Origin of the sequence: Sagittula sp. P11, from assembly GCF_002814095.1 — a bacterium.
GTDB lineage: Bacteria > Pseudomonadota > Alphaproteobacteria > Rhodobacterales > Rhodobacteraceae > Sagittula.
Window position 1 is genome coordinate 1,746,171 of record NZ_CP021913.1, and the last position, 21,106, is coordinate 1,767,276.

Genomic DNA, 21,106 nt, shown 5'->3' on the forward strand with positions numbered 1-21,106 from the left:
TTCCTTGACGGGGTGTCCGGGCATGGGTAAGCCAGCCGCGCAGCAATTTCCAGACGGAGACACCGCCATGACCGAGGGGGTCCAAACCTCTCCCGCTTTCGCGCCCCGCGTCTTTTCCGGCATCCAGCCTTCCGGCGGCCTGACGCTCGGCAATTATCTTGGCGCGCTCAAGCGTTTCGCGCAGAGCCAGAACACCGGCGTGCAGTCGATCTACTGCATGGTGGACATGCACGCGATCACCGTCTGGCAGGACCCTGCCAGCCTGAAGCGCGCCACCCGCGAACTCTGCGCCGGCTTCATGGCGTCAGGTGTCGATCCGGAGAAATCCGTGCTCTTCAACCAGAGCCAGGTCTCCGGCCATGCAGAGCTGGCGTGGATCTTCAACTGCGTCGCCCGCATGGGCTGGATGCAGCGGATGACCCAGTGGAAGGACAAGGCCGGCAAGAACCAGCAGAACGCCTCGCTGGGCCTGTTCGCCTATCCCGCGCTGATGGCCGCCGACATCCTCCTGTACCACGCGACGCACGTCCCGGTGGGTGAGGACCAGAAGCAGCACGTCGAGCTGACCCGCGACATCGCGATCAAGTTCAACCACGACTTCGGCGTCGACTTCTTCCCGATCCCCGAGCCGGTGATCGAGGGCGCGGCGACCCGCGTCATGTCCCTGCGCGACGGCACGAAAAAGATGTCGAAGTCCGATCCCTCGGACATGGCGCGCATCAACATGACCGACGACGCGGACGCCATCGCCTCTAAGATCCGCAAGGCGAAGACCGACCCGGAAGCCCTGCCCTCCGAGGCGGAGGGGCTCGAAGGCCGGGCCGAGGCGCGCAACCTCGTCAACATCTACGCCGCCCTGGCGGACATGACGGTGGACGAGGTGCTGCGCGATGTCGGCGGGCGTCAGTTCTCGGAGTTCAAGCCGATGCTCTCCGAGCTTGCCGTGGCGAAACTGTCGCCGATCTCCGGCGAAATGGCCCGCCTGATGGAGAACCCCTCGGAAATCGACGCCATCCTCGCCCGCGGGGCCGAGCGTGCGCGAGAGATCGCGACGCCGATCATCGACCGCACCTTCGAAATCGTCGGCATGGTACGATGACGTAACGATCTTGCCGGGGCGCATTGCCGCCCCGGTTGTCGGAGGGTATCCACAGCCCGTCTGTTTACGGCTCGTGCCGCCTGTCAGGACCGAATGTTTTTGGTGTCGAAAAGCAACGAATCGGCGCACACTGCGTGCGGCGTTTACCGCGTTAGGACATTATTAACATAAATCAGTTTTCTGGAAGCGCGCGGGCCGGGTCTTTCAACGCCAGGCCGATGCGGTTTCACGGTGTTAAGGATCCAGACAGGAGGTCGTGGCGTGGACGGCCCGGCGACTACCAAAGTAGGGCAGGCCACTGTACGGTCACCCAGGCGGGCCCGTTACAGGTTTGACCGATGGAAAGATGGCAAGTTGAGCGACCTCTGGGAAAGTAACGCAGTTGAATCCGGTGCCGCCTTTCAAGAGGAAGTCAGGCGCATCGTCGAAGGTGCAGAGACTCTGATCCGTGATTCGCTCGGGGCGGCGGAGGTCGTGCTGATCCCGCGCGCGAGCTCCAAGCACGGCGATGTCCACGTGCTGCGCCAGGTGCAGTCGTCCCAGCTGGAAGAGGCCGCGACCCGCTTTCTCGATGACTACCTGATCCAGCGCGCCACCGGCACCAGCATCCCGACAGTCAGGACGATGCCGTATCCCGTGGACGGGCGGCACGGGTCGGACCAGATCATCTGCCGGATCCTCCTGGACGGGGACTACAGCGTCTGCGGCTGCCTCGCGGTGCGCATGCAGGAAGCGGACGCCGCGACGGCCCCGCACAAGGCACGGCTCGACGCGATCTCTGTCATGGTGTCGACGATGCTGAAGGCGGTGACCACCAGCTTCGAGCTGGAGATCGAGCTGATTGCCGCGCAACGCCGCTCTGCCCGGCTCGAGCTGCAGACCCGTACCGATCCGCTGACCGGCGCGCAGACCCTCGGCGCCTTCGAACGCGAGGTCCGAAAACGGTTGCAGGACAGCGCGGATGCCTGCGCGCTGATCCTGTTCGAGGTGGAGAACCTCAAGAACGTCAACGATCTCTTCGGATACCAGTTCGGCAACAGCTACCTCGGACTGGTGGCGGGTGCCCTTTCGGCGGCCCTGCCCGACACCGCCATCGTCGGGCGCCTTGCCGGCGACCAGTTCGGGGCGCTGGTCGAACTGCCCGAACGCTACAACAGCTACCTCGGCGACGTGCTGTCCCGCTGCCGCGACAGCATCCTGCGCAGCACCGCCACGCTGGGGCGTCCGAACCTCGGGCGGACCAGTGCAGGCGCCGCGACCTACCCCAACGACGCCGTGGACTACGACACCCTCTTCGAACTGGCCGAAGGCGCGCTCCACGTCTCCAAGAGCGGCGGGCGCGGCCTGTCCACCGTCTTCGCCCCCGGCATGGACCGGCGCCCGAACCCGCGCGAGATCACGCGCCGCTTCAATGCCGCGCTGTCCGCCAACCAGATCCGCCCGTATTTCCAGCCGGTCCACAACCTCGTCACCGGCGACTGCACGGGCTTCGAGGTGCTGGCCCGCTGGGAAGACCCGGACCGCGGCGTCCTGATGCCCGACGATTTCATCCCGATCCTGAACGATCCGGAAAACGCGGAGCGGCTGACCCAGAAGCTGACCGGCTCCGCGCTGAAGGCGCTCGCCGATCTCGGCCCCAACCGGGCGCGGGACCTGACGCTTGCCATCAACGTCACCAGCTTCGACCTGATGAACCGGGAATTCGCCTTCGAACTGCAATCCCACCTGTCCGAGATCCACGGGCTGTCGTGGTCGCAGATCATCATCGAGGTGACCGAGAAGATCATGCTCGGCGCCGCCGAGGGGCAGGTCTTCCGCACGCTGGAGGAACTGCGCCGCCGCGGCGCGCGCGTGGCGCTGGACGACTTCGGCACCGGGTACGGCGGGCTGCGCCATCTCAGCGGATGGCCGGTGGACATCCTCAAGATCGACCGCCACTTCATCGGGCGGATGCTGGACAGCGAAATCGACCGCGCCATTGTCGAGTCGATCCTCCACCTGTCCGAAAGCTCGGACCTGACGGTCATCGCCGAGGGGATCGAGACGCCGGAACAACTGCGGGCGCTGCAAAGCATGAACTGCGCCAAGGGTCAGGGCCACCTCTTCGCGGCGGCGCTGCCCGCTTCCGGCCTGGCCGACAGCCTCAGGACCATCGACTTCGACATGCTCAACAGCCGGGACGACTGGTAGGCCCTACCGGCCAAGTGCCAGCGCAGCCGTCCGCTTCAGCAGCATGATCGACACCGGCTTGCGCAGGCCGAGGCCGGGAACATGGCGCAGCGCGGGGTCGACCATCTCGGCATAGCCCGAGCAATAGATCACCCTGAGGTCCGGATTGCGCCCTCGGGCCAGCTTGGCAAGGTAATCGCCGCTGCTGCCGTCGTCCAGTTGCACGTCCGTGATAAGCAGATCGATCCGGGCGTCGCCCTTCAGGCTGTCGCGCGCCGCGGCGGCGGTCGCGGCGGTCGTGACATCGGCCCCCATGGCCGCCAGCGCCTCTGCCGACAGGGCCCTCGTGTCGACACGCTTGTCCATCAGCAGCACGCGCACGCCGGACAGGACGGGCTGCTCGACGGGCGTCTGTCCGGCGGCGGCGGGCTCCGGCTCCAGCACCATCCGCACCGAGAGGCCCGCACCGGGCACGTTCGACAGCTCCAGCCGTCCGCCCGTCCGGTCGGCAAAGGCGCGGACGGCGAACAGTCCGATCGGCGTGTCGCCCACCCCGGGACGCTTCACGGCCTGCCGTTCACTGAACCGCGCCAGCAACTCCGCCGACATGCCGGGCCCGGTGTCGCGCACCTCCAGCACGACGGGGTCGCCCTCTGCCCCCCCGGTCAGCCGCACCGTGATCCGCCCGCCGGGACCAGAGGCGATGCAGGCGTCGCGGGCGTTCAGGATCAGGTGGACCAGCGCCGTCTCGTAGTCCGCAGGCCCACCGGGCACCGACACCGGCCCCTCTGGCAGGTCCGCCTCCAGGATCATGTCCGTCGGCAGGGAGGGCCGGACGACCGAGACCGTCTCCTCGATCAGGCGGACGAGTTCAGTCCGGAGGTCCGGGCGCGAATCCCGCGTCAGCGCCATGAGCTGGTCGATCAGCAGCACCCCGCGCGAGACGACCTTCTGCAAGGTGCCGATCACCCCGTCCATCGACGGATCGGTCTTGCGCAGCGACCACGTGTCGGTGGACAGCCGGATGACCCCGAAGATGTTGGCGACCTCGTGCACCACGCCCGAGGCAAGCTGGCTCATCGCCTCGAAGCGTTCGGTCCGCGCCATGTTGGTGCGCACGACCCAGCTTTCGGTCTCGTTCCAGACGGTCAGCACATGACGCCCGGCAGTGCCCGGAACCGGCTCCAGCGGGGTCAGGACGAACTGCAGGGCCTGCTCGCTGCCGTCGGGGCCGAGATGCCCGACAAAGACCGACCGGAAGGCCTCTGCGCCCGTCAGGCGTGCAAAGGGATGCTCTTCCCCCACAAGCCGCCGCCGGGTTTCCAGTTCGTGAAACTCCGCCTCGCGCAGCCAGCGGTCCGCCGTTTCGCCGTCACCGATCATCGCCCGTGCACTGTGGTTGGTCAGGATCACCTTCATGTCCGCGTCCATCAGGAAGACGCCAAGCGGCACCGCCCCAAGGATCGTCCCCAGTTCCTCCAGCCGCTGCCGCGCGGCCTGCGCCCGCTCGTTCTGGAACGCCGCGACCCGCAGGATCACGTAACCCCCGAGCGCGCCCAGCAACATGCTAAGCGCGCTCAGCCGGACGCTGGGTGTGATGAACCCGAGCTCGGTGGCCTTCAGCGCCAGCCACGCCAGCACAACCGGCCCGATGACGACCGGAAGAAGGAACCGCCGGGCGATGTGGCTGCCCGATCCTTCGCCGGTCAGCACAGCCATCCAGCCGCGCGACGGGCGCGAAAGGATCTGGGCAAGGAAGATCAGCGTCAGGCTCAAAGCGGTCGGCAGCGACAGGCCGGTCAGGACCGGGGTGCCCTGCATGCCGCCCAGGTCGAAGGCGAAACTGACAAGCGAGACAAGCGCCAGCAGAAGCCCGGCGCTTGCCACGTAGCCCTTTGCATCGTGCCGCTCCGGCATCGCGGCGACCAGCGCGGCAAGGACGACGCCCAAGCCGGTCGCGGTCGACATCCATGCCGTGGGCTCTGCCCCGACCCGGCCCAGCGTCAGCCCCCAGAAGGCGATCAGGACAGCGAGGCCCTTCAGCCCAAGTGCCAGCGGCGCCAGGCGCGGCGCAAGGTGCCGAAGCGCAAAGCCCGCCGACAGCAGCATCACGCAGACCGAGGTGGCGGGCACCATCGCCGGGCCCAGATCGAAGGCAAGCCCGCCGCCCGTCAGCCGCGTCACGAGGTTGAGAAACCCGACCGCGAAGGCGGCGGCGTTCAGCACATGCGCGGCGCGGCGCACCCGGGAACGCCGCCGTTCGCCGCTCTGGTCCATGTGGGCTGCCGCTGCGCGCATTCCTGTCCTCCGGCCGTGTTCCGGCCAAGCTTGGCGTTCCGCAAGACGGCGAGACGCAGGCCCGAAGCCCGCCTCAGCCTTTGGTCAGGACCCGGACAACCTCGGCCAGCTCCGACAGCGTGGACGTTTTCCTGATCTTCGCATCTGCAGACCGCAGCCCCTGCGTGAACAGCGGAGAGTCAATCAGTTCGGGCCGCCCGGTGATGACCACCACCGGAATGTCCGGCTTGAGTGCGCGGACGCTGTGGACCGCGGTGATCGCCCCGCCCCCGTCCATGATGACATCGAGGAACACGATGTCGAAGGGATCTGCCTGCAACGCCTCCAGCGTCTCGGCCACGGTTTCGAAGGCCGCCACTGAGTGTCCGACCGCCTCCATCGCCTCTGCAAAGGCGATGCGATACTCCGGATCGTCGTCGGCAAGCAGAATACGGACCAAGCTCGGCTCCACGTTCGATTGAAAACGCCTTCTTCTGTGTTACCAAGAGTTCAGGCACATTTAAACCGGGAAGGATCTGGTATGGCCGACGCGAAAGGCAGCTCTGAGAGTGTCCCTCTCGTCGTTGTGGGCGCATCTGCCGGCGGGCTCGAACCGCTCGAAGACTTCTTCGAAGCCGCTTCGGATCTTTCCGGCTGGGCCTTCGTGGTGATCCAGCACCTCTCGCCGGACTACAAGTCGATGATGCACGAACTTCTGTCGCGGAAGTCGCGCATGAAGATCGAACACATCGAAGACGGCATGAGGCTGCGGCCCGACACGATCTACCTGAACCGTCCCGGTATCAGCGTCGAACTGGAGGACGACATCTTCCGGGTCCAATCGTTTTCAAGCCAGGACAAGCTGCCCCGCCTGCCGATCGACACTTTGCTCAGGTCAGTCGCCAAGCGCAAGAAACAGCCCGTGGTCGGGGTGATCCTTTCCGGATCGGGCAGCGACGGATCGCGCGGGGCGAAGGTTCTGCACGAGGCCGGAGGCGCCGTAATCGCCCAGTCTCCGAACGAGGCCGGCTTCAACTCGATGCCGATGGGCGTGATCGCCGCAGGCGCCGTCGACCGCGTGCTGCGCGCCGCCGACATGCCCGATGCGATCCGCGATATCTTTGCCGGACGGGCACCCGATAGCGGCGAAGACAAGGATTTTTCCGGCACGATGAACGGCATCCTGCAATTGCTCGAAGACGGGTTCCGCGTCGACTTTTCCTCCTACAAGTCGGCCAACGTCCGGCGGCGGGTGGAACGGCGGCAACACCTGCGCGGCATCGAGGATCCGGCCGACTATTTCAAGCTGCTGGCCGACGACCGGTCGGCCCTGGACGAGCTTTACCGCGACCTGCTGATCGGCGTGACGGAGTTCTACCGCGACCCGGAGGCCTTCACCGTCCTGCGCAAGCAGGTGCTGAACAAGCTCGCCCGCAATGACGACGAAACCTCGCCCCCTGCGTATCTGGGTGCCGGGCTGCGCCTCCGGCGAAGAGGCCTATACGCTCGCCATAGAGATGTCCGAAGCGCTGGCCGAGGCAGGGGCCGCCCGCAAGTTCCGCATCATCGCGACCGACATGCACCGCGGCTCGCTCGAACGGGCCTCTGCCGGGGCCTATGACGCGCAGGCCGTCGCGAACCTGCCGCCCGAGATCGTCGGCCGCTACTTCGAAAAGCGCAACAACAAGTATGTGGTCGATCCGATCCTGCGCCAGAAGATCATCTTCTCCGCCCATGACGTGCTGAGCGATCCGCCCTTCATGAACCTCAACCTGATCTCCTGCCGCAACCTGTTCATCTACCTTCAGGACCGCCCGCAGGCGCGCGTCCTGTCGATGTTCCTCTTCGGGCTGCGGCGGAACGGCTACATGTTCCTCGGCCCCTCCGAAAGCCTTGGCCGGTTCAGCCAGGAATTCGACACCATCGACTCGCGCTGGCGCATCTTCCAGAAGGCCTCCGAAGGCCGTGTGCTCGACCACAGCGTGATGACCGGCAAGTTCCGCGCCCGCCCGCTGCACGAAACCGCCGTCGCCGCGCCAAAGCGTCCGCGTGACCGTTCCGTCGCCTCGGACATCGCCGACATCCGCAGCCGCGAGACGCTGATCAAGGGGTACGACGCCCTGCTCAAGCGCTATGCGCCGCCGTCGATCCTCGTGACCGGGGACGGGTCGGTGCTGGGCTGGTTCGGCATGGCGCGGCTGTTCATCGACACGATGAACAACCTCACCGACTGGACGGTCGAGAACATCGTGCACCACGACCTGCACTTCACCATCAACGTCGCGCTCGAGAAACTGCGCCAGGGCCAGCTCGAGTCCTACAGCCGCAAGACCAAGGTCACGCTGACCGATGGCGAGGTCCAGACCTGCAACGTCCGCATCGAGGCGCTGGACCAGGTGTCGCGCGTCAAGGTCATGCTGGTCGGGCTGGAACTCGCCAAGGAAGAGGCTCCGCAGGACTCCGCTGCCGCGATCCAGCCGATCAGCGACGAGGACGTAAGCGTCGTCACCACCCGCATCCACGAACTCGAACGCGACCTCCGCCTGACCGAACAGACCCTCCAGCACGTGACCGAACGGCTGGAGGCCAGTGGCGAGGAACTTCAGGCCTCCAACGAGGAACTGCAGGCCTCCAACGAAGAGCTTCAGGCCGCGAACGAGGAACTCCAGTCCTCCAACGAGGAACTGCACGCGGTGAACGAGGAACTCGTCTCCGTCAGCGCCGAGCACGAGCGCAAGATCGAACTCCTGTCGCAGCTCAACGCCAACACCGAACAGGTGCTCGAACTTCTGGGCACCGGGGTCATCTTCCTCGACAAGCAGGGGCGCATCCAGCGGTTCAGCGAACTGGTCTCCGAACGGTTCAAGCTGGAAACCCACGACATCGGCCGCACCTTCCACGTAGTCGGTCCGCGGCTGGAATTCACCGCCCTCGAAACGGTGATCGACGAGGTGCTGGAATCCGGCACGTCCCAGACGGTCAGCGGCGAGCATCGCGGCCAAGCGATCACGGTCGAGGTGCACCCCACGAAGGAGAACCCCGACTCGGACACCGGCGCCGTGGTGCTGGTCCGCTAGCGGCGGCACACGCCGCGTGACGTGCAGGCCCCGCCGGCGCGCCTCAGGCGTCCGGCAACTGCGCGGCCATGCGTGCGAACAGCCGCAGCGCGTGGCTCGGGTCCAGCGACACGGCGGGCAGCACGGGATCGTAGGCGGCGCGGATCACACCCGCGATGTCGGGCCGGAGTACCGTGGTCTCCCCCGCCCGCGCCAGCGGCGAGCGTTCCGAAAAGGCCGTGTCGGACCAGCACAGGATGCTCTGCGCCACCTGTCCCAGGGCCAGCTCCTCTGCCGGGACTTTCGACAGCGCATCGTCCATCCGCAGGAACACGAAACAGGCCCGGATCGCGCCGCTTTCGTCAAAGCGGAAGACCCTGTACTGGTTGGCCTCCGCCGCGTCCAGCCGCGCGACCAGCGCGCCCAGCCCGTCGATCAGCCGGTCGAGGTTGGGCACGTCCAGCAGTTCCGGCCAGTCGCGGAAGAAGAACACCATGAAGTTGCTGCCCAGTTCCGTATCCGTCTCGGCCATGCCGTGAGCGGCCAGCGCACAGACCGCCTCGAACGCCCCCTTCACCACGCTTAGTGTCGCGTCCTCCACGCCAAAGACGATGGGCGCGATGGGCCGCCCCCAGCGGGCGCAAAAGAAGCTGCCGTCCGACCGGGTGAACAGGGCCGCGATGTCCTCGGGGGTGATGGTGTCGGTCTGGGTCATGGGCCCTCCGCCATGTCTCGGGGCGCGCGTGCGGCCACCGGGGCCGGCGCAACAGGATGTGGGGCGGGGTTACACGCCCCTCCCCTTGCGGGCAATCCCGGCGTTTTGTCTCACTTCCCGAACAGGTCGGGGGGTGTGTCCGGGCGCGGCGGGGCCATGCCGATGTGCTTCCACGCCGACTGCGTCAGCATCCGCCCGCGTGGCGTCCGCTGGATCAGGCCCTGTTGCAGCAGGTAGGGCTCCACCACTTCCTCCAGCGCGTCGCGGCTTTCCGACAGCGCGGCCGAGAGCGTCTCGATCCCCACCGGCCCGCCGCCATAGCTCTGCGCGATCAGCTGCAGGTAGCGCCGGTCCGCACCGTCCAGACCCAGCGCATCCACGCCCAGCCGAGTGAGCGAGGAATCCGCAAGCGCCTGCGTGACAACCCCGCCACCCTCGACCACGGCAAAGTCCACGACCCGGCGCAGCAGCCGCCCGGCGATCCGGGGCGTGCCCCTTGCGCGCCGCGCGATCTCCCGCGCGCCGGAGCCTTCGACCCGCACGCCCAGCTTGCGCGCGTTGCCAGCGACGATCGTCTCCAGCTCGTCGACCGTGTAGAAGTTCAGCCGCGTCGGGATGCCGAAGCGGTCGCGCAGCGGCGTCGTCAGAAGCCCCAGCCGCGTCGTGGCCCCCACCAGCGTGAAGGGCTGCAACTCGATCCGCACGGTGCGCGCCGCCGGCCCCTCGCCGATCACGAGGTCCAGCTCGTAGTCCTCCATCGCCGGATAGAGGACCTCCTCCACCGCCGCGCTCATGCGGTGGATCTCGTCGATGAACAGCACGTCCCGCGCTTCGAGGTTGGTCAGGATCGCCGCCAGATCGCCCGCCTTGGCCAGCACAGGACCGGAGGTCATGCGGAACCCCACCCCCAGTTCGCGCGCCATGATCTGCGCCAGCGTCGTCTTGCCCAGCCCCGGCGGGCCGTGGAACAGCGTGTGATCCATCGCTTCGCCGCGCGACCGGGCGCTTTCGATGAACACCCGGAGGTTCGCCCGGGCCTCCGCCTGGCCGACGAAATCCACCAGCATCTGCGGCCGGAGCGCGCGGTCGCGGTCCTCGGGCAGGGGCTCGGGCCGCATCGTCGGGTCAGGTTCCATGCCTCTTCCTTACCGGTCGGTCGGGCGCGCGACCCGCCTCACCCCTTGGGCGCCAACAGCTTCAGCGCCGCGCGGATCAGGCCCGCCGTGTCCAGCGCTCCGTCCTCTCCCGCGGCCTGCGCCACGGCGCCTGCCGCCTCGCCCGGTCCATACCCGAGGTTGCCGAGCGCGGAAAGCGCCTCTGCCTGGGCCGAGGCCACGGGTGCCGGGGCCGCTGCAGGGGCGCGCGGGGCGGTCTCGATCACCTCGTCGGGCGTATCCGACAGCGGCACCGAGGTCGCGCTCACGCCCATGGCCATGACCATCGGCGCCTTGTCCTTCAGCTCGTTCACCACGCGCTGCGCGGTCTTGGGACCGATGCCCTTCGCCGCCTTGATCGCGTTCCAGTCGCCAAGCGCCAGCGCCCGCGACACGCCATCCGCGCCAAGCGCGCCGAGGATCGCAAGCGACGCCTTGGCCCCCACGCCCTGCACCGACATCAGCAGGCGGAACCATTCCTTCTCCACCAGCGTCGGAAAGCCGAACAGCTGCAGCAGGTCCTCGCGCACCAGCAGGTCGGTATACAGCGCTGCGAACTCCCCGGCCCGGCCAAGCGACGCCAGCACCCGGTCGGTGCAATAGACGACATAGCCCACGCCGCGCACGTCGATCAGCACGTGGTCGTCGCCGCGATAGACGATCTGTCCGGCAATCCGCCCGATCATGCCCGCACCTTCATCCGCTGCACGCCGGAGTGATGCGCATGGCAGATCGCGATGGCCAGCGCATCCGCCGCGTCCGGGCCGACCGGCTGGCAACCGGGCAACTGCATCTTCACCATGTGCAGGATCTGGTTCTTGTCCGCATGACCCACGCCGACCACCGTCTTCTTGACCTGGTTCGGCGCGTACTCCCCGATGCTCAGCCCGAACTGCGCCGGCACCAGCAGCGCGACACCCCGCGCCTGGCCCAGCTTCAGCGTGCCCACCGCGTCCTTGTTGACGAATGTCTTCTCGATGGCGGCCTCGTCCGGTGCGTGCGTCTCGAAGACCCGCGTCAGCTGGCTGTGCAGCGACAACAGCCGCAGCGCCAGATCGGTCCCTTCCGAATCGCAAATGCCGTTGGCCACGTGCCGCAAGCGGCTGCCGTCGACCTCGATGACCCCCCATCCGAGGTGTCGCAACCCCGGATCAATGCCCAATACCCGCATCCTCGCCCACTTTTCTTGTTATGCGGCCACAGTTAGCACGAAACGCGAACAAACGCCAAGGTTAAAGCGGCGGAGCCCAAAAGCGACACCCCTTTATCCACAGGCGACATCGCGCGGCAGGCGGTGTCGGTTTGCGCCGGTTGCGGAGTGGAAAGCGACACGATTTCAGGCGGAATTTTGCCAGTTTTTATAGGCAGTTAACCGCGAATGCTGCCATGCAGAAAATGCAGATGTCCCATGCAATTTCCGCCCCTTGCTTGTGCGCTTCGCACATTTTACGTGCGCTTTGTAAACATGCACCCCCCCCATCATCCAGGAGATCGAGATGGCCGCATACGACACCACCCGCCACCACGCCGCCACGGGCTCCGCCGCCCGCATTGGCACCATGTTCACCACTGCCGTCGGCGCGTTCGCCGCATGGAATGACACCCGTCAGACCCGCAAGGCACTTGCATCGCTGACCGACCGCGAACTCGACGACATCGGCCTGCACCGCGGCGACATCGACGCCGTAGCCCGTCGCTACTAAGCGCATGGGGCGCTACAGAAAAAGGGCCGCGTCTGGCAAAGACGCGGCCCTTTTTACGTGAGCACAGCGAGAGATAGTCAGTCTTTACGAAACAAGCAGTGATCCGAGCTCGGCCAGTTTCGCGGTCAGCGGGTCGATCTGCATGAGCCACGCGCCGACCCGTTCAAAGATGGAGCCGCTGGCCAGGGTATCGACGTGGACCTGGTAATCCCCGCTGCCGAGGTACGTCAGGACCAGCGTCTTGAAGGCGATGAAGCCTGCCACCGCCGCCAGAATGACACGCAGTCCCACTCCGCCGGTCTTGCCGGCGGGCACCTGCACGTAATTCCCTGTCTTCTTGTCGAGCTTCGTCACATAGCCCCGCGCCAGGCGCTCGTGCTTGCGACGAAGGGCCTGTTCGCGACGTTTATAGCTGGAGAGCGCTTCTTCCATGGCAGCCTCTGAAATACCGGCCCCCACCGATTGGACACATTTTTAGCCAAGGAATGTGGCGAGAATTGGGCACTTGCCGCAGGTTTTACCCAAAAACGGCATGAACCCTCCTCATTTTTGCAGGAGCAGCGTGACCCAGTCACCGATCGTGGTGCGGTTCACCTCGGCGATTCCCTCTGCCGCGTAGGCCTCTGCGACCTCGTCGGCCTGACGCGTCAGGATGCCCGACAGGATCGCATAGCCGCCGTCGGCCAGATGCGCCTTCATCGACGGGGCAAGGTCGATCAGCGGCTGCTTGAGGATGTTCGCGAACACGAGGTCATAGGGCGCGCGTTCGTGCAGGACGTCGTTCTCGAAGCCCGCCGCCTCCACGCAGATGACCTTGCCCTCAAGCGCGTTGGCGCGCACGTTGGCCTCGGCCACCTCGACCGCAACCTCGTCGATGTCGGAGGCCACCACGGTCTCCGGCCAGATGCGCGCGGCACCCATGGCCAGAACCGCCGTGCCGCAACCGATGTCCGCGACGCTGCGGCCGACAAAGCCCTCGCCCGCCAGCCGGTCCAGCGCCTCAAGGCAGCCCTGCGTGGTGCCGTGGTGCCCGGTGCCGAAGGCCATCGCCGCTTCGATCAGCAGCGGCTCCGACCCTTCCGGGATCTTGTCCGCATCGTGGCTGCCGTAGACGAAGAACCGCCCCGCAACGACGGGCGTCAGTTCGCGGCGCACCTTGTCGACCCAGTCGGTGTCCGGCACTTCGGACACGACAAAGCCCTGCGCGTGGTAGGCCGCGGACAGAAGCGCAAGCTCCACTTCGTTCGGCGCTTCGATGAAGTAGCCGCCGATTTCCCACAGGCCCGATCCGTCCTCGATCTCGAAAACGCCGACGCCTGTCGGTTCCGGTTCGAGCTCTTCCATCGCCTCGCCCAACGCCTCGGCGCGGGTCTTGTCGTCGATCTTGGTGAAGGCGGTCCAGGTCGGCATCATCGGGTCTCCATCGGGTGCTTCCGCGCCTTACACCAGCCGGAGGGCACACGCCAGCATTGCCAGACTCGCGAAACTGCGCCACGCTCACGGCGTATTCTTTCGGAGTCCATTCTTATGAAAACCGTTCTCAAGGTCCTTGGCGGCCTCGTTCTTGTTGTCGCGCTGTTCGCCGGTGCCATGTTCTTCTTCACCTCCGGGTCGCGCGACATCGCCCGGCAGTTCGTCACGCTCAGCACCACCGGCGGCCACGCCGAGGCGCGCGCCCTCCTCCATCCCGGCCTTCAGGATCAGCTCAGCACCGACAAGATGGCCGAGATGTTCGCGGGCGCGAAAGCCTACGAGAAGGTCTCGTTCTCCAGCGTCTCGACCGGCACCGGCAAGCCGACCGTCCTCGAAGGCACGGCCACGACCGCCGACGGCTGCATGTCGGTCCTGAAGTTCGAGCTGCTGAACGAACAGATCGTCGGTTTCGACGTCTCGCCGCTCTGCCGCTGACGGATCACTCCGCCGGGGCGGGGGCCAATGCGCTGAACCGGGTCTCGTTCCCCGGCGCGGGGTGGCGCGGGATCAGCAGCGCCAGCCCCAGCGAGGTCATCGCCATGCAGGACGCCAGCCCGAACACCGCCCCCGGCGAGGTCAGCCAGAGGTAGCCCAGCAGCGCCGGCAGGAAGACCGCCGCGATGTGGTTGATGGTGAACGCTACCGCCGCCGTGGGCGCGATGTCGCCCGGGTCGGCAATCTTCTGGAAGTAGGTCTTCAGCGCCAGCGCCATGGCAAAGAACAGGTGGTCGACGACATACAGCACCGCCGCCAGCACCACGCCCCAGCCGAACCAGTAGATCCCGCCATACAGCGTGAACACCAGCGTCAGGCCGATGTACTCGAAGACCAGCGTGTTGCGTTCGCCGAACCTGAAGACGGCGCGCCCGAAGACCGGCCCGATCACCATGTTGGCGACAAGGTTGATGAGGTACAGCGCCGTCACCTCGTGCACGTCGAAGCCGAAACGCTCGACCATCATGAAGCCCGCGAAGACCACGAAGATCTGCCGCCGCGCGCCCGACATGAACTGCAGCGCGTAGTACAGCCAGTACCGCTTGCGCAGGATGAACTTCTTCACCTGCGGGTTCGGGCTCTCGAACTGCGGGAAGGCGATGGCGCAATAGATCACGATCACCAACGTCAGGCCGCCCGAGGCCATGAACACCGTGTCATAGCTGAGGCCAAGCCGGTCCCAGGTCAGCACGATCAGCCCGTAGGCCACCAGCGTCGCGCCCGATCCGGCAGCGATCAGCCAGCCCAGGATCTGCGGCGCGCGGTCCTTCCTCAGCCACTGAAGCTGCAGCGACTGGTTCACCGTCTCGTAGTAGTGGAAGCCGATGGACGACATCAGCGTAATGAACAGCAGCCCGCCCATCGTCGGGAACCACGCCGTGACCGCCGTGGCCACCGCCAGCAGCGCCAGCGACACCAGCGCCAGCACCTGTTCGCGCATTACGATGATCACGAGGATCACCCCGATGGCAAGGAAGCCGGGGATCTCGCGCACGGTGTGCAGCCAGCCGATGTCCGCCCCGTCGAACTGCGCCACCTCGATGACGAAGTTGTTGAGCAGCGCCGACCACGTCGCGAACGACAGTGGCATGGCAATCGACATCAGGAACAGCAGCGTGATGGGCCGGCGCCAGATCGGCAGCGAACGTGCCTCGGAGAGCGGAATAGGTGTCATGAGCATGCTTTACGCCCGGGCAAACACTTTGGCGAGTCCGCTTTTCGTGCGAAAACGCACAGCCCGGCGAAAAGATCACGCCACGGAGAAGCGGTACTCCACCTCGGCAAAGCGGTCGCGCGGGAAAACGTAGAGGAAGCGCAGCCCCTCAGACCCGGCCACCGTGCCATGCTCCACGTCCGACGGGATGTAGAGCGCAACGCCCGGCGCGATCTCATGTGCTACGCCATCGATGGTGACGATGCCGGTGCCCGACAGGCCGAAGTAGATTTCGGCCGGGGCATGGCGGTGCGGCAACAGCGTTCCCTGCGGGCCGAACTCCGCCACGCCCAGCACCATGGAGGAGGTCGCGGTCTTGTCGCCGTCGAACAGGGTCTTCCAGCGCACCGTGCCAAACGCCGGGTCCTCGCCGCCTTCCAGCGGCGCATGGTCGGCATTGGCCACCACCGGAAGCGCAGACATGGCCACGGCCGCCATCGTCGCGGCGGTCAGGTCGAACTGGACGGTCTCGTTCATCGCGGGCGCCTCCCGGCAAAGCGTGTCTCTGGATCCGCCCATTGCATTTCAGACACCTCCACCGCTGCCCGGAAAACGACGCGCATGTCGCACATGACGCTGTGACGGGCAAAAAACCGGCGCCGTGACCGGCCATTCATGCGGAAAATTGAATTTAATGATCTGCATCAAGTCACCTTTTCCGATTCTCCGGCAGAACCCCGGCCAGCGTCACACCGCAGGAGGGCCGCCCATGGACATCGTTCCGCTGATCGACCGGATCGGAGAATCCCCGACCGCCGCGCTCTTCGGGCTGGTGACCGGCGTGATATTCGGCATCGCGGCGCAACGCTCACGCTTCTGCCTGCGTGCCGCGACGGTCGAATTCGCCCGCGGCATGATGCAGGACAAGGTCGCGGTCTGGCTGCTGACCTTCTCCACGGCGCTTGTCTGGGTGCAGGGCGCGCAGCTACTGGGCCTGCTCGACACGACCGAGGCCCGCATGATGGCCGTCCCGGGAAGCTGGTCGGGCGCCATCGTCGGCGGGCTGATCTTCGGCGCCGGCATGGTGCTGGCGCGCGGCTGCTCGGGCCGCCTGCTGGTGCTGGCGGCCACGGGCAACCTGCGCTCCGTCGTGTCGGGGCTGATCTTCGCCGTCACCGCACAGATGAGCCTGACCGGCTGGCTCGCCCCGATCCGCGACCGCATCGCCGCACTCTGGATCACCACCGGCGGGCGCAACATGGACCTGCTGACCGCCCTGCACCTGCCGCGTGAGGCCGGGCTTGTGATCGGCCTCGCCATCGCGCTCGTCGCGCTGGAACTGAGCCGCCGCAACCGCATCGGGTTTTCGCGGCTGGTCTTCGCCTCCGGCGTGGGCTTTGCCGCGGCTGTGGGCTACGGGCTGACCTACATGCTGTCGCAATCCGCGTTCGAGCCGGTCCAGATCGAAAGCCTGACCTTCACCGGCCCCTCGGCCAACACGCTGATGTTCTTCCTCGACCGTACCTCTGTGCTCGAATTCGACGTGGGTCTGGTGCCGGGCGTCGTGCTGGGGTCGTTCCTGTCGGCCCTTCTGGCGAAGGAACTGAAGTTCCAGGGGTTCGAAGGCTCGACCCCCATGCGCAACGCCATGATCGGCGCGGTGATGATGGGCTTCGGCGGGATGCTGGCCGGCGGCTGCGCCATCGGCGCGGGCGTCTCCGGCGGCTCGATCTTTGCCGGAACCGCGTGGCTGGCGCTGTTCTGCATGTGGATCGGCGGGATGAGCATGGACGTCATCCTCGGCGGCCGCGGCCAGCCCGCGCACGTCTGACCCGCCGAAAAAGCTGCGGGCGACCCGAAGGCCGCCCGCGCAGTCTCAGTTCCGGATCCGCCAGCCGGTCCGGAAGATCAGCCAGATCACCGCCAGACACAGGAACAGGAACCCGCCGATCGCCAGCAGCGACAGGCCGATGGGCACATCCGCCGTGCCGAAGAACGACCAGCGGAAGCCCGAGATCAGGTAGACCACCGGGTTGAACAGCGTGATCTTCTGCCAGATCGGCGGCAGCATGGAGATCGAGTAGAACGACCCGCCAAGGAACACCAACGGCGTCACGACCAGCAGCGGCACAAGCTGAAGCTGTTCGAAGTTCTTCGCCCATATGCCGATGATGAAGCCGAACAGCGCGAAGCTCACGCAGGTCAGGATCATGAACACCAGCATCGCGAAGGGGTGCAGTATCGTCAGGTCCACGAACAGCGCCGATGTGGCAAGGATCACCACGCCGATGAACAGCGCCTTGGTGGCCGCCGCCCCGACATAGCCCGCCACCACCTCGAGGAAGTTCACCGGGGCGGACAGCAGTTCGTAGATCGTGCCGATGAACTTCGGGAAGTAGATCCCGAAGGACGCGTTCGACAGCGCCTGCGTCATCACCGACAGCATGATGAGACCCGGCACGATGAAGGCGCCGTAGGACACACCCTCCACCTCATCGATGCGCGACCCGATGGCCGCGCCGAACACCACGAAGTAGAGCGACGTGGAAATGACCGGAGAGATGAAGCTCTGGAACAGCGTGCGGAAGAACCGCGCCATCTCGAACCGGTAGATGGATGCGACTGCGCGGAAGTTCATGCCGCGTCCTCCTTCTGCTCGTCTTGCACGAGGCCGACGAAGATGTCTTCGAGCGAGTTCTGCGCGGTCGCCACGTCGCGCACCACCAGCCCCTCCGAGGATATGGCAGACATGAGCCGCCCGATGCCCGTCCGCTCGGCGTTGGAATCGTACTGGTAATCCAGGCGCGTGCCGTCCTCCGCCAGCGTCAGGCCGAAGTCCGACAGCGCCGGGGGAATGGCCGACAGCGGCTCGCCCAGTTCGATGCGCAGCTCCTTCTGGCCCATGCGGACCATCAGCGCGTCCTTGTCCTCCACCAGCAGGATGCGGCCCTTGTTGATGACGCCCACGCGGTCGGCGATGGCCTCCGCCTCCTCGATGTAGTGAGTGGTCAGGATGATGGTGACGCCCTGCCGCTTGAGGTCGGCCACCACCTCCCACATGTCGCGCCGCAGTTCCACGTCGACACCGGCGGTCGGCTCGTCGAGGAACAGCACGCGCGGTTCGTGGCTCAGCGCCTTGGCGATCAGCACCCGGCGCTTCATGCCGCCCGACAGTTCCTTCACCGCCGAGTCGCGCTTGTCCCAGAGCGACAGCTTCCTGAGGATGTCCTCGAGCAGCGCCTCGTCGTGTTTCAGCCCGAACAGCCCGCGCGAGAAGCGCACGGTGTTGATGACCTTCTCGAACGGTTCGAGGTTGATCTCCTGCGGCACCAGCCCCACGAGGCTCCGCGCCGCGCGGTATTCGGTGACCACGTCGTGCCCGCCGATGCGGATCGTGCCCTCGGTCGGAATGGTGATGCCGCAGATGGCCGAGATCAGGGTGGTCTTGCCTGCCCCGTTCGGCCCGAGCAGCGCGAGGATCTCGCCTTCCTCGATGGTCAGGTCGACCCCTTTCAGGGCCTCGAACCCGCCCTCATAGCGCTTCTTCACGCCGTCAATTTCTACCATGGCCATGGTCAGAGCCCCTCCGTTTACGCAAGCGGAACCTAAACTCGCCGGTTCGGATTGCAATTGTGCAAACGCGCATACTGCCTATTCATGTCGCTTTCTGACAGGACGGGGGCAGCCCCCTGCCGTATGGGCAGGGCATGAAGGACCGCCTCGACAACCCCGCCCTCGGAATAGTGCTCATCTGCCTCGGCGTACTGGCGATCTCGGTAAATGACTTGCTCATCAAGTGGTTGTCGGGCGGATACCCGCTGCACCAGATGGTCTTCACCCGCTCCGCCATCGGGCTTTGCTTCACCTTCGGCTTCGTGTTCTGGGAAGGCGGGCTCGGGCTCCTCCGCAGCAGGACGCCGGGCATCCACGCCCTGCGCGGCTTCCTCGTGGTCGTGGCGAACATGACCTTCTACGCCGCGGTGGCCGTGCTGCCACTGGGCCAGGCGACCGCGCTCTTCTTCGTGGCGCCGCTGTTCATCACTCTCCTGTCGATCCCGATTCTCGGGGAAAAGGTCGGGCCGCTCCGGCTCGGCGCGGTAATCGTCGGATTCCTCGGCGTGCTGGTGATGCAGCAGCCGTGGAACACCGATGCACAGGTCTCGCGGATCGTGATGCTCCTGCCGGTGGCGGCCGCGCTGTTCTATGCGCTGATGCAGGTCCTGACCCGCAAGCTGGGCGCGACGACGGCGGCCTCCGCCATGGCGGTCTACACGCAGGGCGCCTTCCTGCTGGTCTCCACCGCGTTTTTCCTGATCGCGGGGAACGGGCGGTTTGCGGAGGGCGTCAGCAACGAAAGCCTGATCTTCCTCCTGCGCGCATGGACATGGCCCACGCCCGAGGACTGGCCGGTGTTCATCGGCCTTGGCCTGTGTTCGGGCGTGGTGGGATACTGCCTCAGCTCGGCCTACCGGCTGGCCGACGCGGCGATCATCGCGCCCTTCGAATACATCGGCCTGCCGATGGCGATCTTCTGGGGCTGGACGATCTTCGGCGAATGGCCGGAAATCGCCACGTGGATCGGCTGCGCGCTGATCATCGGGGCGGGCATCTTCGTCTTCCTGCGCGAACAGGCGCGCAACCGGCCGCTGCCCGGCCGCCGGTCGCGCTGGGGCCGCCGCTGACGGCGGACCCGCTCAGGCGCTGCGCACCGCGTCGATCATGATCTGCACGTTCTCCGGATCGGCGTCCGGCGTGATCCCGTGGCCGAGGTTGAAGATGTGCGGCCCCTTCGAGAATGCCCGCACCACGCGCTTCGTCTCTTCGACCAGCGCGTCGCCGCCGGTGACGAGATGCGTGTTGGCCAGGTTGCCCTGCACGCAGCCGTGGGGCTGAACATGCTCTGCCGCCCACTCCGGCGTCACGCTGTCGTCGATGGCGACGCAGTCGGCGCCCGTTGCGGCGTGGAAGTCGATGTACCTGTCGCCCGCCTGACGCGGGAAGGCGATGACCGGCAGACCGGGAAAGCGCGACTTCAGTTCCTGCGTGATGATCTTCGCAGGTTCCAGCGCATAGCGGTCGAAATCCTCGCCCTGCAGCGACCCGGCCCAGCTGTCGAAGATCTTCACCACCTCGGCCCCGGCCTTCACCTGCTCCGTCAGGTAGTCGATGGTGCCCTCGGTCAGCCGGTCGATGATCTTCTCGAACAGCGCGCGGTTCTCGGCCTTCAGCGCATGCGCCGGGCCCTGATCGGGGGTGCCGCGCCCGGCGATCATGTAGGTCGCCACCGTCCAGGGCGCCCCGGCAAAGCCGATCAGCGTGACCTCCTCGGGCAGGGTCCTGCGCAGGATCTTCACCGTCTCGTACACCGGCGACAGCGTGTCGTGGATCATCTCGCCACGGCCCAACTTGTCGAAGTCCGCATCCCGGGTGATCGTCGACAGTCGCGGCCCCTCGCCCGTGACGAACCACAGGTCCGCCCCCAGCGCCTGCGGCAGCAGCAGGATGTCGGCAAACAGGATCGCCGCGTCGAAACCGTAGCGCCGGATCGGCTGCAGCGTCACCTCGGCGGCCAGCTCCGGGTTGTAGCACAGCGACAGGAAGTCCCCCGCCTCGGCCCGTGTGGCCTTGTACTCCGGCAGGTAACGTCCCGCCTGCCGCATCATCCAGATCGGCGGGGTCGGAAGCGTCTCTCCGGCAAGCGCGCGCAGCAGGGTCTTGGTCATGTTGGCTCCCATCGGTGTTTTGCCGCACTTAGGGCAAAACGCGGGTGGTTGCCAGCGGTCAGCCTGCCGCATAAAGCTCTGGGCCATGA

The 21,106-nt window shown here is 66.3% G+C and carries 20 protein-coding genes and 1 pseudogene; 8 read left to right on the top strand and 13 right to left on the bottom strand.

Features of this window, described 5'->3' with window-relative positions:
• Nucleotides 1-67: 67 nt before the first annotated feature.
• Together trpS and CDO87_RS08540 are read left to right on the top strand one after the other, a co-directional pair.
• Nucleotides 68-1,099 carry a tryptophan--tRNA ligase gene (trpS, locus tag CDO87_RS08535; RefSeq protein WP_100928382.1) on the top strand — a complete coding sequence of 344 codons (1,032 nt, stop codon included), beginning with the start codon at nt 68-70 and terminating at the stop codon, nt 1,097-1,099.
• Between the two features lie 354 nt (nt 1,100-1,453).
• Complete coding sequence (locus tag CDO87_RS08540; RefSeq protein WP_100928383.1) at nt 1,454-3,289, top strand: bifunctional diguanylate cyclase/phosphodiesterase; 1,836 nt, start codon at nt 1,454-1,456, stop codon at nt 3,287-3,289.
• Nucleotides 3,290-3,292: 3 nt separating this feature from the next.
• Here the strand turns inward: CDO87_RS08540 and CDO87_RS08545 are convergent, their stop codons facing one another.
• Both CDO87_RS08545 and CDO87_RS08550 read right to left on the bottom strand, forming a co-directional pair.
• Nucleotides 3,293-5,566: an ATP-binding protein gene (locus CDO87_RS08545; protein ID WP_100928384.1), complete on the bottom strand. Its 2,274-nt coding sequence runs from the start codon at nt 5,564-5,566 to the stop codon at nt 3,293-3,295.
• Between the two features lie 73 nt (nt 5,567-5,639).
• Complete coding sequence (locus CDO87_RS08550; protein ID WP_254698386.1) at nt 5,640-6,005, bottom strand: response regulator; 366 nt, start codon at nt 6,003-6,005, stop codon at nt 5,640-5,642.
• An 81-nt stretch (nt 6,006-6,086) separates the two neighbouring features.
• On the opposite strand from CDO87_RS08550, the pseudogene CDO87_RS27195 reads away from it, so the two are divergent.
• Together CDO87_RS27195 and CDO87_RS27200 are read left to right on the top strand one after the other, a co-directional pair.
• A pseudogene (locus CDO87_RS27195) lies at nt 6,087-6,806 on the top strand (chemotaxis protein CheB); the annotation flags it as partial.
• Nucleotides 6,807-6,981: 175 nt separating this feature from the next.
• Nucleotides 6,982-8,622 (top strand): CheR family methyltransferase, encoded by a 1,641-nt coding sequence (locus tag CDO87_RS27200; RefSeq protein WP_254698388.1) that lies wholly within the window; start codon nt 6,982-6,984, stop codon nt 8,620-8,622.
• A gap of 43 nt (nt 8,623-8,665) precedes the next feature.
• Here the strand turns inward: CDO87_RS27200 and CDO87_RS08560 are convergent, their stop codons facing one another.
• From CDO87_RS08560 to ruvC, 4 genes are all read right to left on the bottom strand, one after another.
• Nucleotides 8,666-9,316 carry a hypothetical protein gene (locus CDO87_RS08560; protein WP_100928386.1) on the bottom strand — a complete coding sequence of 217 codons (651 nt, stop codon included), beginning with the start codon at nt 9,314-9,316 and terminating at the stop codon, nt 8,666-8,668.
• A gap of 110 nt (nt 9,317-9,426) precedes the next feature.
• The gene (gene ruvB / locus CDO87_RS08565; protein ID WP_100928387.1) at nt 9,427-10,452 is read right to left on the bottom strand and encodes a Holliday junction branch migration DNA helicase RuvB; all 1,026 of its coding nucleotides are present in this window, start codon (nt 10,450-10,452) and stop codon (nt 9,427-9,429) included.
• 38 nt (nt 10,453-10,490) lie between these two features.
• Nucleotides 10,491-11,156: a Holliday junction branch migration protein RuvA gene (gene ruvA / locus CDO87_RS08570; protein WP_100928388.1), complete on the bottom strand. Its 666-nt coding sequence runs from the start codon at nt 11,154-11,156 to the stop codon at nt 10,491-10,493.
• Nucleotides 11,153-11,641, bottom strand: coding sequence for a crossover junction endodeoxyribonuclease RuvC (gene ruvC, locus CDO87_RS08575; RefSeq protein ID WP_100928389.1), 489 nt, complete (start codon nt 11,639-11,641; stop codon nt 11,153-11,155). Before ruvC ends, ruvA begins: the two co-directional genes overlap by 4 nt.
• Before the next feature lie 325 nt (nt 11,642-11,966).
• On the opposite strand from ruvC, the gene CDO87_RS08580 reads away from it, so the two are divergent.
• Nucleotides 11,967-12,173, top strand: coding sequence for a DUF1127 domain-containing protein (locus CDO87_RS08580; RefSeq protein WP_100928390.1), 207 nt, complete (start codon nt 11,967-11,969; stop codon nt 12,171-12,173).
• 84 nt (nt 12,174-12,257) lie between these two features.
• Here the strand turns inward: CDO87_RS08580 and CDO87_RS08585 are convergent, their stop codons facing one another.
• Together CDO87_RS08585 and CDO87_RS08590 are read right to left on the bottom strand one after the other, a co-directional pair.
• Nucleotides 12,258-12,605, bottom strand: coding sequence for a hypothetical protein (locus tag CDO87_RS08585; protein ID WP_100928391.1), 348 nt, complete (start codon nt 12,603-12,605; stop codon nt 12,258-12,260).
• Between the two features lie 111 nt (nt 12,606-12,716).
• Complete coding sequence (locus CDO87_RS08590) at nt 12,717-13,586, bottom strand: 50S ribosomal protein L11 methyltransferase (protein ID WP_100928392.1); 870 nt, start codon at nt 13,584-13,586, stop codon at nt 12,717-12,719.
• A gap of 114 nt (nt 13,587-13,700) precedes the next feature.
• Between CDO87_RS08590 and CDO87_RS08595 the strand changes: the two genes are divergently transcribed.
• The gene (locus CDO87_RS08595; RefSeq protein WP_100928393.1) at nt 13,701-14,081 is read left to right on the top strand and encodes a hypothetical protein; all 381 of its coding nucleotides are present in this window, start codon (nt 13,701-13,703) and stop codon (nt 14,079-14,081) included.
• 4 nt (nt 14,082-14,085) lie between these two features.
• On the opposite strand, the gene CDO87_RS08600 is transcribed toward CDO87_RS08595, so the two are convergent.
• Complete coding sequence (locus tag CDO87_RS08600; protein WP_100928394.1) at nt 14,086-15,321, bottom strand: MFS transporter; 1,236 nt, start codon at nt 15,319-15,321, stop codon at nt 14,086-14,088.
• Nucleotides 15,322-15,390: 69 nt separating this feature from the next.
• On the bottom strand, nt 15,391-15,831 hold the full coding sequence (locus CDO87_RS08605; RefSeq protein WP_100928395.1) for a cupin domain-containing protein: 441 nt from the start codon (nt 15,829-15,831) through the stop codon (nt 15,391-15,393).
• Nucleotides 15,832-16,063: 232 nt separating this feature from the next.
• Between CDO87_RS08605 and CDO87_RS08610 the strand changes: the two genes are divergently transcribed.
• Entirely contained in the window at nt 16,064-17,125 is a 1,062-nt protein-coding gene (locus CDO87_RS08610; RefSeq protein WP_100928396.1) for a YeeE/YedE family protein, read from the top strand.
• Nucleotides 17,126-17,170: 45 nt separating this feature from the next.
• Here the strand turns inward: CDO87_RS08610 and CDO87_RS08615 are convergent, their stop codons facing one another.
• Together CDO87_RS08615 and CDO87_RS08620 are read right to left on the bottom strand one after the other, a co-directional pair.
• A complete protein-coding gene (locus CDO87_RS08615) occupies nt 17,171-17,932 on the bottom strand; it encodes an ABC transporter permease (protein ID WP_100928397.1) in 762 nt (253 codons plus the stop codon).
• The gene (locus CDO87_RS08620) at nt 17,929-18,867 is read right to left on the bottom strand and encodes an ABC transporter ATP-binding protein (RefSeq protein ID WP_100928398.1); all 939 of its coding nucleotides are present in this window, start codon (nt 18,865-18,867) and stop codon (nt 17,929-17,931) included. Before CDO87_RS08620 ends, CDO87_RS08615 begins: the two co-directional genes overlap by 4 nt.
• Nucleotides 18,868-19,001: 134 nt before the next feature.
• Between CDO87_RS08620 and CDO87_RS08625 the strand changes: the two genes are divergently transcribed.
• Nucleotides 19,002-19,976, top strand: coding sequence for a DMT family transporter (locus CDO87_RS08625; protein ID WP_100928399.1), 975 nt, complete (start codon nt 19,002-19,004; stop codon nt 19,974-19,976).
• 12 nt (nt 19,977-19,988) lie between these two features.
• Here CDO87_RS08625 and hemE read toward each other — a convergent pair whose 3' ends face one another.
• Nucleotides 19,989-21,017 carry a uroporphyrinogen decarboxylase gene (gene hemE, locus CDO87_RS08630; RefSeq protein ID WP_100930888.1) on the bottom strand — a complete coding sequence of 343 codons (1,029 nt, stop codon included), beginning with the start codon at nt 21,015-21,017 and terminating at the stop codon, nt 19,989-19,991.
• Nucleotides 21,018-21,106 lie beyond the last annotated feature (89 nt).